The organism is Paenibacillus sp. FSL W8-0439, assembly GCF_038008995.1.
Lineage (GTDB): Bacteria > Bacillota > Bacilli > Paenibacillales > Paenibacillaceae > Paenibacillus > Paenibacillus polymyxa.
This window is the reverse complement of record NZ_JBBPAK010000001.1, coordinates 1,286,288-1,301,201: the sequence shown is the minus strand read 5'-3', so window position 1 is coordinate 1,301,201 and position 14,914 is coordinate 1,286,288. Positions and strand designations below refer to the sequence as shown.

At 45.2% G+C, this 14,914-nt stretch carries 6 protein-coding genes; 1 reads left to right on the top strand and 5 read right to left on the bottom strand.

Translation table 11 applies throughout. The features are described 5' to 3' along the window. Positions 1-53: 53 nt before the first annotated feature. Genes MKX36_RS05610 through MKX36_RS05590 form a run of 5 tightly spaced genes read right to left on the bottom strand, consistent with a single transcriptional unit; the run spans position 54 to position 9,702 of the window. Positions 54-1,202, bottom strand: coding sequence for an archaeosine biosynthesis radical SAM protein RaSEA (locus MKX36_RS05610; RefSeq protein ID WP_017426433.1), 1,149 nt, complete (start codon positions 1,200-1,202; stop codon positions 54-56). A 2-nt stretch (positions 1,203-1,204) separates the two neighbouring features. Then, on the bottom strand, positions 1,205-2,611 hold the full coding sequence (locus MKX36_RS05605; RefSeq protein WP_340864377.1) for a condensation domain-containing protein: 1,407 nt from the start codon (positions 2,609-2,611) through the stop codon (positions 1,205-1,207). 12 nt (positions 2,612-2,623) lie between these two features. Beyond that, on the bottom strand, positions 2,624-3,655 hold the full coding sequence (locus MKX36_RS05600) for a class I SAM-dependent methyltransferase (RefSeq protein ID WP_340864376.1): 1,032 nt from the start codon (positions 3,653-3,655) through the stop codon (positions 2,624-2,626). After that, the gene (gene uvrA / locus MKX36_RS05595) at positions 3,652-6,567 is read right to left on the bottom strand and encodes an excinuclease ABC subunit UvrA (RefSeq protein WP_340864375.1); all 2,916 of its coding nucleotides are present in this window, start codon (positions 6,565-6,567) and stop codon (positions 3,652-3,654) included. Before uvrA ends, MKX36_RS05600 begins: the two co-directional genes overlap by 4 nt. 39 nt (positions 6,568-6,606) lie before the next feature. Continuing rightward, positions 6,607-9,702: a cyclic peptide export ABC transporter gene (locus tag MKX36_RS05590; RefSeq protein ID WP_340864374.1), complete on the bottom strand. Its 3,096-nt coding sequence runs from the start codon at positions 9,700-9,702 to the stop codon at positions 6,607-6,609. Between the two features lie 584 nt (positions 9,703-10,286). On the opposite strand from MKX36_RS05590, the gene MKX36_RS05585 reads away from it, so the two are divergent. Then, complete coding sequence (locus MKX36_RS05585) at positions 10,287-14,777, top strand: amino acid adenylation domain-containing protein (RefSeq protein WP_340864373.1); 4,491 nt, start codon at positions 10,287-10,289, stop codon at positions 14,775-14,777. Positions 14,778-14,914 lie beyond the last annotated feature (137 nt).

The window sequence follows — 14,914 nt, the reverse complement described above, 5'->3', positions numbered from 1 at the left end:
ACCGTTCCCGGCCTTCATGAGCTGACGAATCCACATGATCTTTAATTGGTGGACTACTTGATTAATTCACTATTCAAAATACTCAGTCTCTCCTCAAAAGGAGGATGCACGTGCTTCAATTCTTTCTCCCATTCCGCCTTGCAGCTGCAATCCAGATGCTCCAGAACGCTTGGATCAAGAGTGTGATTATACTCCTTCAACGCCTCCATCACTCGATCACTGCATTGCGGGCAATTGTAAGGCACCCCGACAGGAGAAGGATAAAATTGGAACAATCCGACGATGATCTTCCCCAAATGCGCCGTCCGTTTTACCACCTCAACGATGCTCCAGAGCCATGCCGGTTTATAGGCCTCTTGATCACTTAAATACTGCACCAGTGTATAATCCTGTACGGTACAGCTTTCCAGTGAAACAGTCGTCGTACCGATCTCAAAAGCATGTTCAATCGTTTGTACGGCATGCTCGATAGCCTCTTGTTCCGTAATAAAAGGCGGCTTCAGCAACACATAGCTGCGTAAATTTAGCTCCTGAGTCACCAAGCGGGCGGCCTTGTCAAATTGTTTTAATGAAAAGCCCTTGTTTATGCATACATACCGCAAAAAATCATCAATCATTTCAAGTCCCATGGCGACTTCCACATGCTTATCCGGTAAAAGGCGCTTAATTTCCGCCATATTTTCCTGCGTTACAAACTCGGGTCTGGTTTCAATAACCAGCATTTTGATTTCGGGCTTTTCCCCAACCATGCGTATGATCTCCCACAATGCTTCAGCTGGAACTTCATTGTCGTTGAGAATGGAGCCGTTATTATACAGATTGAGTAAAGGATATTTGGTAAAATCAATCCGATTGAACTCCTTCCGAAATTGCTCCAAATAATAATGGGCGGATAGAGGGCCGTCTTTGCGCGTTTGCTTGGCTAAATGACCGCACATGGTGCAGCCGTTTCCATTTTTCAGAGCCCACTCGCATCCGTTCGACATTAAATACATGACTGCGCGTTGGTAGTTTTTCCCTTGAAAGTTTTCCTCACGAATATCCGTTTCTGTCGCTACTTTGTCCAAATGATACTGTTCATCCGGAATTTTGGCGTGAATTTCCTTCATTAAATTAGCAATGAGTCGGTAATAGTGGGCAGTTTCCTTCGTAGTCATCCATTGATAGGAATCCATTTGTTCCCAGTCCTTCGGCTTTCTCATCTTCATACACCCCTTTTCAAAGTATCCGGGCTATAATCAAATTCAATCGCCCAGACCTCTTGTAGTCCCTTTTCCATCTCCGTCAAGGAGTGAATATCCTTAATAGCACAATCTCTTTCTGTAACCATCAGCCTGAGCAAAGCGACATAACGTTCACATAAGAGTTCTATTGTCGATGTTTCATATGTTGAAGGCTGATACAACATTTGGATGGCTGTTTGCTCCATTTGATGAATACTCACTAGAAGTGAATAATCCGTTACGCTATGCCCGGCAAAGGATTCCAAGGTCAATTCACTTTGTCGATTGATCTCCAGCGGATAATTTTCAATCACGAGCAATGTATCAAATAGAGGCTCTGTGCTTCTGAAATTTCCGTAAGTTTGTATATCCACAAGCGGTGTTGTTTCGTAAGGCTGCCTCGCTATACTCGCTTGCTGAACATCGAGCAGCGCTTGTTGCAGCGTATCGCTATTCCCAGACTGCAACCGCATAGGAACCGTGTTCATCAGAAGACCTACCATTCGTTCAATTCCAGGCAAGCTGCTGGAGCGGCCAGATACTGTTGTGCCGAAGAGCACGTCTTGCCGACCGCTAACCTTTTGCAGCAGAACGCCCCAAGCCGCTGTAAAAAGGGTACCTATCGTTACCGATTCTTCCTTCGCGACAGCTTCCAGCTCATTCACCAGATCTGGCGGCAATATATACGATTCGCAAGCCGTATCGCTTATTTTTGGGGCAGAAGTGGTATCAAGCAGGTACAGGGGCTGAGCTTCATATCCAGCCAGATAAGCTTGCCAAAATGCCTTGCTTCCGCTCTTATCCTGCTTTCCAAGCCATTTCACGTACTCTCGGAAATGCGGCTTGCTTATCTGTTCCGGTTCTCGGCCTGCACGCAGCGTATGATATGCGCGGATAAACTCACCCAGCACAATGCCATTACTCCAGCCATCCATCACGATATGATGGTTGCTGACCATCATGATATGACGATCATGCATTAGCCTAAACACTATAATCCGCAGTAGTGGACCCTCGGACAGGTCAAATCCTACAGCACGGTCCGCCGCGCGCAGTTCCTGTATTATCGTCTCTTGCTCCATCTCCTCCATTTCTGTGAGGTCATGGAAAGCGAAAGATAGTACGCGTCCTTTTAGGATAATCTGAACCGGGTTCTGGATCTTTTCCCAGCGGAATACGCTTCTCAGCACTTCATGCTGTTGAACCGTCCATTTCCACGCCTCACAGCAGACAGACAGATCAAGCTGGCCACGTAGCGTATAGCTGTATTGTTCAAAATAAGCTCCTGTGTCCTTGTCCCGCAAATAGTGGTAGAGCATCCCTTCCTGCATGGGAGTCAAACCAATAACATCCTCCACACGTGTTTTGTTCAATGGACGGTGGCTCATGGTTGTTCCCCCTTACATTTGAATGATAGTGCCAATCCCATATGCGAATAGTCCCTCTTGCGGGTGACGGATAAACGGTTCTCGACAGCCTGTTGGGTCTACAAATTCCTGAAAGGACGGATAACTTTGTTTCACTTCGTCCCAAAAAACGCCAACATCGTAACCTCTTCCCCACGTCTCAGGTCGCATGCTGATATCATGAAAAGCAATCATGCCGCCCGGTGCCACCAGCTCTTGATACATGCGAAAATCCGAACTCACACCACCGTAGGAATGATCTCCATCAATAAATAGCAGGTCAATCTGGCGATTTCCCAGAACCTTTTTTAAATCCTGTTTGGTCGAGCAGTGAAATGAACGATCGCGAATAAAAGAAAACTGCTGTTTCGCGCTGCCGAAACTGGAGTAAAGCTGCACCTCATTGTCATCCTGACCACCTCCATACGGTCCACCCGGATAATCAATACTGACGAGCAGGGCTTCCGGGTCGGCCAGTTGGCTTAAGCAATAAAATACGCCGCCGCTGGCTGTCCCGATCTCAACGACTGTTTTAGGCTTTTGGCGCTTCACGACCTCCAGAAAACGACGCAGCTCATAGGGATTCTGAATGGCTGGAAAAACAGGTACATGCTCAGCGACCTGCTCCAAAATAGCTCTTAACCGGATGGATTGCGGACTGGTTACGTCCTCTTTAAGATTTTCCGGGGAGAGAAGTTCAAACAACTCGGGCACGATAACCTTAGCCAAGAGTCCTTCTACATCAGGCTCATCTTCCCCGTCCACTAACCAGGCTTCCGGCAACTTAGGAAGCTTGTTCTCTGGATTCTCTCCTTTTTCAATGGCTGCTTTGAAGTGACTCGCCTGCTCCCGTGTTAGCTTCACATACCCAGGCTTCCACGCATGAATGAGCAGAAAATCACCTTTCACCTTGATATGATCCAAGCCAAACTTGTGCACCCATGGCAGATCGTTGTATCGCTTTTGCAAATAATAATTTAAGGGGCCTGTCGGAAGAATTCGTAAATGGTCCAATCTGTTACTCATGCTCTCACCTCGTCCTCGTTGAAATCCATTCCGACATTACGCAAAAATGAGCCGGTATGGGAATGCACACAGGCTGCAACCTGCTCAGGGGTTCCAGCCACCACCAGCTGTCCACCTCTGGTCCCTCCTTCGGGACCAAGATCCAACACATAATCTGCCGTTTTGATCAAATGTAGATTATGTTCAATGATGAGGACGGTATTACCCTCATCTACGAGCTGTTGAAGGATGGTTAGCAGACGCTGGATGTCGTCAGGATGCAAGCCTGTGGTCGGTTCATCCAAAATGTATAACTGGCTGCGCCCCTTTTTTAACTGACCTAGCTCCTCCACCAGCTTAATACGCTGGGCTTCCCCGCCAGATAATGTCGTTGCAGACTGACCCAGCTTCATATAACCAAGACCCAGTTGGTTCATAAGCTTTAGCTTGCTGTAAATAACAGGCTGGTCAGCAAAGAAAACTGCAGCTTCTTCAATACTCATCTCCAATACATCCGCAATATTCTTCTCTTGATATGTAATGGCCAGTATATCTTCGCTGTAGCGTCTGCCCCGGCACGTCTCGCACATCATTTCAACGTCAGACATAAACTGCATTTCAGTGACGATCACCCCGAGTCCTGAACAAACTTCACAGCGTCCACCCGGTGAATTGAAGCTAAAATGTGCATCCTTCCGTTGCAGCTGTCTGGCTCTTTCAGTCCTGGCAAACAACTTACGGATAGCGTCAAACACCCCCACATAGGTAGCCGGAGTGGATCGCGATGTTCGTCCAATTGGCTTCTGATCGATACAAATCACCTGATCAATCGACGCTTCTCCTTTCATCTCTACATCGTGCTTCAGATATGCAGGCTTACCATCCAGATGAGCACGCAATTTTTCATAAATAACGTTATGAACCAGCGTGGTTTTCCCTGATCCGGATACCCCTGTGACACAAACCAAGCAACCGAGCGGTATACGTATGTTCAGGTTCTGCAGATTATTTTCCCTCGCTCCCAGCACCTCCAGATAATTCCCGTCACGAGCCTTTCTCCGCCTTGAGGGCAACGGAATGCCTCTCCGGCCGGCCAAATATTGTCCCGTCAAAGAATTGGGATTGCTCATGACTTGTTCCACCGTCCCCTGTGCCACAATTTCACCACCGAGCGCTCCTGCACCAGGTCCAATATCCACAAGATAATCCGCTTGGGCCATAATCTCTTCATCATGTTCGACGACCAAGATGGTGTTTCCCAAATCCCGTAGCCTGTGAAGCATGGCTATCATTTTGCCGGTATCCTTCGGGTGCAATCCGACACTGGGTTCATCCAAAATGTAGATCATCCCCATCAGTCCTGAACTTAGTTGAGTGGTCAAGCGTACGCGCTGCGATTCACCACCCGAGAGCATCGTCACCGGACGGTTCAGACTCAAGTAGTCCAGTCCCATGTCGAGCAGCAATGCCAGACGAGTCTTCATTTCCTGTAAAATAGGCTGTGCGACAGCCGCAAGACTCTGGAAAAATCGGGGGGCCGCTCGCAGTAGTTCATCGCAGTATGCATGCAGCTCAACTAACGGCATATTCGAAAAATCACGGATCGTTTGATCCCCTACACGATACAGAAGACGTTCTGCCTTCAAACGGGCTCCTCCGCAGCTCGGACACACTTGTTCTCTCATGACTTCCTTATCTTCCGCTTTCATGGCGCTCATTTCGTCCTTGGCATTAGCGTTGAAGCGCTCATAAATGAGATTTACAATGCCTGCAAATTTTTCATGCATCGGCTTGCCACCTGTAGCAGGGTTCTCAATGGCAATCTTTTCTCCTTGAGTACCGTATAGCACAGCGTGTAACGCCTCATCCGGCAGGTCTTTTACCGCCGTATTCAGATCAAAATGATACCGGCTCGCCAGTCCTTCTAGAATTTTTCGATTTTTATGAAATTTCTCTTTCTCGCATTGCCAGCCAAGCAGGTGAATCGCTCCTTCGGCCACACTTTTGGATCGATCAGGAATCACACGTTCGAGATTCACTTCATAATGTGTGCCAAGTCCTGTACATGTCGGACAAGCACCCAGAGGACTATTGGATGAAAAAGCTCCTGCCGAAATTTCACTGACCATCATTCCGCAACGGCAACACCCGGAGTTTGGAGTACATGCAGATCGTTTATCAACCATAGGTCGAATTTGCATCCATCCGTCCCCCACATCCAGCGCCTTGTCTACCAGAGCTTGAATATCTTTGACTTGCCCCACAGAATTCGAAATCGTCACTTTGCCAACCAGTACCTCCAGCCGGTTGTACTCTTTTCCTAGGTGTACTACCTGTGGAGACATGCTGGAGAACAAAACTTCTGCTTGCTGTACATCCAGCAATTTTTGGTTCCAGCTTAATTGGGTATAGCCCTTTTTTCGTATTTCCTTCAGCCACGCTACAGGCCCGCCATGTGGCATGGAAAGGATTGGCGCATATACATCTATGGATGTATCAGATGGATATTGGAGTACCTGCTCTGTGATTTTCTTTCTGTTCTGAACAGGCAATGCTTCCCGGCAATAGGGACAAACGGCCTGACTTGTTCGAGAAAACAATAACCGCACATAAGAAGAAAGCTCGGTCAGTGTTCCCACAGTAGACCTTGGGTTCCGGGACAACGTCTTTTGCTCCATCGCAATTGCTGGAGACAGCCCTTCGATCAAGTCCACATCCGCATCTTCCGTTTTTCGCAAGCCCATTCGCTCATATGCGGATAGCGACTCCATTAAGCGTCGCCGTCCTTCTGCATATAGTGTATTGAACACTAGTGACGATTTCCCTGAGCCGCTTACTCCCGTGAAAACGACCAATTGATCACGCGGAATTCGCAAACAGATATTTTTCAGGTTATGCTGTCTAGCGCCTTTGACAACAATGTAGTTTTGCATGTTTAAGCCCACACTTTTTTATAAATTTGAATGGATTGGTTATGAGCCACTGACTTCAGCACTCAGTACTTCCAGCTCCTTCATCTGTCCCATTTCCATCTTCAGCAGGCGGTCTGCGGTATGAAAATAATGGTCATCATGCGTGATGGCGAACACAATTTTGCCTGCCGCCTTCATTTCAGGCAGAAGTGTATGATAAAAGAACTTTCGGAACTCTGGATCTTGATCCGCAGCCCATTCGTCAAACAAATATACAGGTCGATCCTCCAGATAACAGATCAATAGCGCAAGCCGCTTCCGCTGGCCGCCAGAAAGCTTGAGCGTGCTGAAATATCCATCCTTAACCGTTACTTTATCCTCCAATCCTAGCCTTTTCAGATAACGCTCAATGTCAGATTGCTTTTCCTTATAATCAATGTCGTACAAACGCTCAAACAAATGGAAATCAGAGAACACGGTGGAGAAATACTCGCCCGAGGTACGTGGGTCAATGACTTCTCCATTGATCGTGATGTATCCCGTTTGTGGCGGGTAAAGAGCGGTCATTAGCTTGGCAAGCGTTGTTTTACCACTGCCGTTGCCGCCTGTAATAAAAATGATCTGTCCTTTAGCGGCCTCCAGCGTAATAGGTCCGACCACAAAGCTGGACTCTCCAGTCACGTTGCTGTACTCAAAGCTAAGATTGTGAAAACCAATGCGTTCCACAGCAACCTCTTCATCTACCCCACTCGCAGTATCATGTACTTCTCCACTGTCATTAGTTGGCATTTCCGCAATAAAGGTTTTAATTCTTCGCCAGGAGGTCCGAATCTGGAACAACTCCGGCACAGCCTGCAACAACCCGTTGATCGGTCCAATCAAATAAAGAAACACGACAACAAATTGAATTAATGTGTAATCCTTTATGTTCGGGAAAATCGTCGGGAACACAAAGGTTACTACACCTAAAATTAAAATCAGCAGCGTTTCGCCCAGCACCAGCGCATTGGTAAATTTAATACGGGACACCGAGCGTTTTTGCCGATACTGTTCACAGCTATCCTGAATATCGCTCCCGAACTCCGCCTTTTTGCGACCATGCATACTAAGCTCTTTAAAGCCTTTGAGCATGTGATCGATAAACCCCAAATATACGTTTTGGGTATCCCTCGCCTCTTCCCAATAACGGTTAGCCGTACCGCTGACAAGGCTATAAAATGCGGCGATCACCGCAATCACGACCAGCGAGAGAATTGTTCCCCAAAACGAAATCGTACCGAGATAAACAAAGCAGCAGATGACAGTCAGCAAGCTGGTTGCGAACCCGACCGCCACATTAGCCGAGAAGCCGACCATCTCCGTATCATTATTTAAAGTGGCTAAAATTTTGCCGTTGTTCATGCGTTCTAATTTGTCATAAGAGCTGTGCAGCACTCGTTGAATGAGTTCCATCCGTTTTCGATAAATCATGTTATAGGTGATCTTCACTAATTTGGTTTCAATCAGCTTGCGGCCGAAAATATATACTGCCAGCGCCAGCCCGAAATAATACAGCAGGTATTTGAGCGGAATCTCGCTGCCAATCGAGAAATTGACGATAAAAATGACAAAGGCATTCGCCGCACCGCTCAGCAAGCTCATCATCACCAATAAAGGAAGCGAGCGTTTAGTTTCATCTGCGTTAGGGAAAAGCGTACCCAGCACCAAGTAGACAAAGCTCAAGAGCAATCCCAGCCCCAAGGCTCCAATCGCAAACGGAAAGCTAAACGGAGACCAGACGATCGCGGTTGTCCAGGAAACCCCCTGCATCGCAGTAGGAACCAGATAAACTCCATACAAAAACGGTGTACTGCAAAGTAAAAACACCAGCCATGTGAGCAGCTTTTTTGGATTTAAAGACTTATAAACACGTTGTTTACGGATGATGTCCCGTACAACTGTAATTAGCAGAACTCCTACAGCCAGCACATAACATGCCAGCATAATCGTAATGACGGACCATGCATTATCTGTTTTCTGATCCGCTTCATATGGAGACACAGGTTGACGATCTCGTAAAATATCCATCAGGCCGTGACCCGTAATATACGTTAAAGTGGTACCGTTATTCGCCATGATCCCTACAGCGAGCTGATCTTGAGGGCGAAAAACCATATATGCAGAAAAATTCGGATTTAATCCAGCCTTCGACACCTCTCCATTTCCGCTTTGATAATCAGCCCAGCCCATAGCATAAGACGACATATCAAACTTGCTGGGAGCTACAGTGCGGTCAGGCGCATGCGTTTCCATAATTAATGGAGTCATGGGAGATTTCAGGCTGCCCAGTTGATACTTGAGCCAGGTAGCGAGGTCATTACCGTCCATCATGATATAACCAGCAGGACGATTCCCCCTAAAGACAGGGGATTGATATTCACGTGCTTGAAAAAAGCCGTTCTTGTAGCCTGTTGCCAGTGTGGATGCGGCTTCTGTGGGGTAAAGAGTGGTCTTATGCAGACCCAATGGCTGAAAAATATGGGCCTTCATATAATCTTCGTAAGGCTGCCCTGTGACCTTTTGAATGACAGCCCCCACGATGGCATAGTTAATGGTGGCATATTCAAAGCGTTCGCCAGGACGGTTATGTAATTCTAAGCCATTCACATTCCTCACGACCTGTTCGAGTGAATCGACGCGGTTGGAGATCGGAATGTCGGTAATCGTATACCATGGAATGCCGCTGGAGTGGTGTAGCAACTGTCGTAGTGTAATCTCGACATTTTGGTGTTTGTACTTGGCTTGGAACCATGGAAAATACTTCGAAACAGGATCATCCAGCTTCAACAAACCCTGCTGCTGTAGCTGCAGTACGGCAAGTGCTGTGAATCCTTTAGAACAAGAGGCAATTTCAAAGCTTGTCTCAGGTGTAACAGGAGCTTGCTTGTCCACATTTGCATACCCAAAACTTTTGAGGTAAGCCGTTTCTTTTCCCCGAACCACCACTACTGTCATTCCGGGGATATGACCTTCCTGCATTTTCTCATGAATAAATGCTTCTAGACGTTGAGTCGTGGCTTGATCCAAACCTGCTGCGGCTTCCGCGTGATTGGGCAGAATACATGCCGCCACTAAAGCGAAAATCAGAATAACCGCTGCCATTTTTCTCATGATCATCTTTTTACATTCCATAATCGCTCCAGCTTTCTTTGTAATATGTAATCAAAGCATGCTTGACCAATATATGTAAGACTAATTATCTAGTAATTATATAAAAACACTAGGATAAATAGTATTCAAAACGAAGCATTCAATATGGCGTATAAATATGCGTGATTTTATATTTATTTTATGGATATTTAAGCAATTTATAATGAATATATATTAAACAGGAATGGGTTTATGTGACGAAAAATCGGGAGATTACCAGGTATTGATCTTAATTCGGAGAGTCAATTGCCAGAAATACGTAATAAACTAATAATTATCAATTTAATTGAATTTGTATTAACACCTTAACATTTCATCCCGTTCGGATGTAGTGAGTTAATTCACACTTTTTCGAAATTCCCTAGTAAACCTACAAAAACCTTTTAAAGGGAACTCGTATGTTTAAATTGGTATACAATTGTCGAAAATCCGTTTTATTTTCCTCATAAAAATACATTTTTTCTGCTTGATTGTTTTTATTTGGTCGGATAGCATCATTTTTATGTAGACTCTACGTTTTTCAAAATCTGCATGTATAAGGAGGCTAATGTATGTTCTATGCATTAACGCATGCTCAAAAAAGAATTTGGTATAACGAAAAAATACATGGCACGACGGCCATGCATAATCTGACCGGACTAGTACGCATTCAAAAGGAACTCGAGCTTGATGCACTGGAGAATGCGATTCAGCTCTTCATTTCCAAAACTGAAGGCCTCCGTATCCGGATCGAAGAGCAAGATGGAGAACCCGTACAATACGTTAAGCCCTATGAAAAGGAGAATATCGAATATCTTGATTTTAGTCATGAGACTGATCCTTTACAGCATTTTGAACAATGGCTGAAGGTCGTGAGCGGACAAGCGATGCCTCTGTTGAACTCCAAACTATATTCTTTTGTTATCTTTCGGCTGGGACCTGATGATGTTGGTTATTTGGGTAAATTTCATCATATTATTGCAGACGGTTGGGCTTTACATATCGTGTCGGAACGAATTTCGCAGTATTATACTCTACTAGTCAACCACCGTCCTCTCCCTGCTGATGAAGAATATTCCTACATACCTATCATTGATCAAGAACAAGCCTATCTAGCATCTGAACGTTTTATCAAAAATAAAATGTTCTGGAATGAAAAGTTTCAAACCTTACCTGATATGATACCCATCAACAAAAGTAAAGATATTTCGGCCGTTCGCTCATCCTTTGCCATCGATAGCGAAACCTCTCGCATCATCCAGAATTTTATCCAAAGCTCCAAGCTTTCTGTAAATGTGTTATTCGTATCCGCCCTTCTGCTTTACATCTACCGAACGACTCAAGAAACCGATGTAGTCATCGGGACACCTGTCCTGAACAGATCAGGAAAAAAACAAAAAAATACGTTTGGCATGTTCACCAGCACAATGCCGTTTCGTATCCAAGTGGATGAAGCTTTAGATGCCTACTCCTGGATGAAGCAGGTGGGAACAGAGCTAATGAATTTTTACTTTCATCAAAAATATCCGTATGATCTTCTGGCTGGTGATTTGGAGCTTGCCCAAAAAGGATATAACGGTCTGTTTGATATGTGTGTTAATTATTACAATATGAAATTTAGTCCCCAATTTGATGGATGCCCCTATGAAGTTCAGGAGGTATTCAGTGGTTATCAGCCTTATGCCCTGCAGCTAGTTATACGTGATTGGGAGGGGAGCGGAAAAATTACGCTGGATTTTGACTATAGAGTGAAGACTTTCAGCGAGCTGCAGATTGCCAAAATGTTTGAGCATCTCATGCATATGATTCGCGAGATGATCGAGCAGCCATACACTCCGATTGCGGAAATTGAAATGCTGTCTACGCAGGAACACAATGAGCTAATCTATGAGCTGAATCAAACTCACTCCCCCTATCCTTCGTCCCTAACCATTACTCAGTTATTTGAACAGCAGGTCGTTGAAAAAGCTAATGAAATTGCCTGTTACTTTGAAGAGCAAACGTTAACCTATCGTGAGTTAAACGAACGAGCTAACCAACTGGCGAGGTTTTTAAAAAGTAGGGGGATTGGCCAAGAGAGTATCGTCGGAATCATGGCGGGGCATTCGTTTGAACTTATCATTTCGATCTTAGCTGTATTGAAATCAGGCGGGGCCTACCTGCCGATAGATCCATACTATCCAGCTGACCGTGTTAGCTTTATGCTGGAGGATTCCGGGGCTGCCTTGCTGCTCACCGACGCACCATTGGATGATGATATCTCTTTTTCCAGAGAAGTCTATCGTATGGATGATGCATCCCTGTACGATGGTGATGACTCCAATCTGGAGCCGAAAATCGGACCGGACCAGCTCGCTTATGTCATTTATACCTCTGGTTCCACAGGCAAGCCTAAAGGAGTTGCAGTCCACCACAAGGGACTTGTGAATTATATATGGTGGGCAAGTAAAACCTACTTTACCGCCGCACGTGAGGTCTTTGCCTGTTATTCGTCAATAGCCTTTGACTTGACCGTCACTTCCATATTCACCCCATTAATCAGCGGTCATGCCATGAGCCTCTACAGGGATGACGATTACAACGAATTTGTATTGTTTCGCATTCTGAAAGACCAGCGTACAACCATTGTGAAGCTTACTCCCGCCCATTTGTCCCTTCTTCAAGAGTCGAATATTCGTACATCGAACGTCCGCAAATTCATTGTAGGTGGAGAAGATTTCAAAGTCAGTCTTGCCCGGAACGTTCATGACATATTTGGTGGCAATGTTACTCTGTACAATGAGTACGGACCGACAGAAACTGTTGTAGGCTGCATGATCCATATTTATGATGCGAACCGAGATATCCGAAGATCCGTTCCTATCGGCGTACCTTCTGATAATGTGGCTATATATGTGCTGGATGCGTACTTAAAACCTGTTCCTGTACAGGTAGAAGGAGAAATTTACATTTCCGGTCCTGGAGTGGCAAGAGGATATTTGAATAGACCGGAACTCACAAAAGAAAGATTTCTCGATAATCCTTTTGTTCCAGGAGAACGAATGTATAAAACCGGAGACTTGGGAATACGGCTGGAAAATGGCCTGATTGAATACCTTGGCCGGAAAGATCACCAAGTCAAAATCAAAGGCTTTCGTATCGAACTGGGTGAAATTGAAGTTGCGCTATCCTCATATCAAGGTATCCAGCACGTTGTTGTGAATGTAGTGGAATCGGACGAAGACAATAGCCAGCCTATGTTGTATGCCTACTATGTATCAGATGCTGCTGTCTCTCCCGAGCTTCTCAAGCATTATTTACATGCTTGTCTTCCCCATTATATGGTGCCAAGCCATATAATTCGGCTGGATACCGTTCCACTTACGTCAAACGGTAAGGTCGACAAGCGGAAACTTCCTGTACCAGACCTGTCCTCTGGATTAACAAGCATGTATGAAGAAGCTCATAATGAGGTTGAAAATATTCTCGTGCAGGTTTGGGAAGAGCTATTCCAGATGGCTAACATAGGTATCCATGATAATTTCTTTGCACTGGGCGGAGACTCTATTAAGGCAATCCAAATGACATCCAAATTAAATAACTATGATCTGGAGATAGGCGTACAGGATATTTTAGCGCATCCCAATATCGCGGAGCTTGCTCATTATACACGTCCAAAGCGTCAGCTATACGATTCAGCTCCAGCCAGCGGAGAAATTCTGCCCACTCCTATCTCCAGTTGGTTTATGGCGCAGACATTTCACAATCCTCATCACTATAATCAATCGATCATGCTTCTGCTGAAAAACGAAATGGATCGTTCCGCTTTCGAAAAGGCCTTTCAGAAGGTGATCGAGCATCACGATGCTTTAAGGATGAGCATGGAGCCTGATGGCAAGTTATTTTATAATCCAGAACTCGCCATCGTCTCGTTCAAGCTGGATTGTTACGATATGATGCTTATTTCAGCCGAGGCACGGCAACATGAATTCAATAACCTGGTGCATAACCTGCAATCCGGTTTCGATCTGTCCCACCGTCTTCCTATCCGCGCAGCTCTATTCGATCACGGACAGGAAACTCGGGAACTGTTCATCACTGCCCATCATCTGGTTGTAGACGGAGTTTCCTGGAGAATTATATTGGAGGATTTATTGAATGCATACCATGCTATAAAAGAAGATGAGGAGGTAAATTTCCCAAGAAAAACAGCCTCAGTTCAAGCCTTTGCCAAGGAGCTGTACCACTATTCTACGACTACGGATCTACAGAAAGAGCAAGATTTTTGGCATGAAATGGAGGGAGGCAGTCGTCATTTTCCAGCATCCATCACATGCCTACCATCCGCTGCCGTAAACTATGCTTCATGCGCTGTGGTTGAAGAACATCTGTCTCCTGTCCAAACATACAAACTGCTCCATGAGATGTCTCAGGCTTACCATACCGAACCTGTAGATTTACTGCTGGCTGCCTTGGCGTTAAGTGTAAAGGAATGGACCGGATTGGACGATTTCACTTATGAGGTTGAGCATCACGGAAGGAGTCTAGATCACATAGATGTATCCAGAACGGTTGGCTGGTTTACTGCGTTATATCCCTTACGTATTCAAATGCCGGGCACAGAAATAGGCAATGTCATTGCACATGTCAAGGAACTGCGCAGACGTGTTCCCCATCAGGGTATAGGTTATGGCATCCTAAAATATATGCTAGGGGCTATTGAAAAGCATACAGACATTCGTCCTATACGCTTCAATTATCTGGGACAATTCGATCACGAAAGTCAAAGTTCAGACTATGTATATAGGCATACTATAGACAATCAAAATGTAGATAACATCAATCATCTAACGACCGCCATCGAAGTTAACTGCCTGGTTGTTAACGACCAATTGGTGATCGATATGATGTACAGCACAGAAATGTTTGAAGAGGAAAGTATAACTGAATTTATGCATATGTATGTCCAAGCAATCATTCGGATCATTGATTTTACCGTTCGTCAGCAGAATGTTCATTTCACTCCTTCGGACTTTGAAACCGCTCAGATTAGTCAGGAGGATATTGAATTACTTTTCGAGTAAAGATGCATTTTCCATTTACCTTTTTTTGGGATTCAACCTATTCAGAGGTCATAAAAAACATCACTTAACCATAAGGGCAGGCGGCTGCATTTAACCGCCTGTCTATTTAGGCTTCACTCGTAGTTTCTTTACTCATT

Excerpts from the sequence above, each read along its gene's own strand:
- MKX36_RS05610 (WP_017426433.1), bottom strand. The coding sequence starts at position 1,202 with ATGAGAAAGCCGAAGGACTGGGAACAAATGGATTCCTATCAATGGATG.
- MKX36_RS05605 (WP_340864377.1), bottom strand. The coding sequence starts at position 2,611 with ATGAGCCACCGTCCATTGAACAAAACACGTGTGGAGGATGTTATTGGT.
- MKX36_RS05600 (WP_340864376.1), bottom strand. The coding sequence starts at position 3,655 with ATGAGTAACAGATTGGACCATTTACGAATTCTTCCGACAGGCCCCTTA.
- uvrA (WP_340864375.1), bottom strand. The coding sequence starts at position 6,567 with ATGCAAAACTACATTGTTGTCAAAGGCGCTAGACAGCATAACCTGAAA.
- MKX36_RS05590 (WP_340864374.1), bottom strand. The coding sequence starts at position 9,702 with ATGATCATGAGAAAAATGGCAGCGGTTATTCTGATTTTCGCTTTAGTG.
- MKX36_RS05585 (WP_340864373.1), top strand. The coding sequence starts at position 10,287 with ATGTTCTATGCATTAACGCATGCTCAAAAAAGAATTTGGTATAACGAA.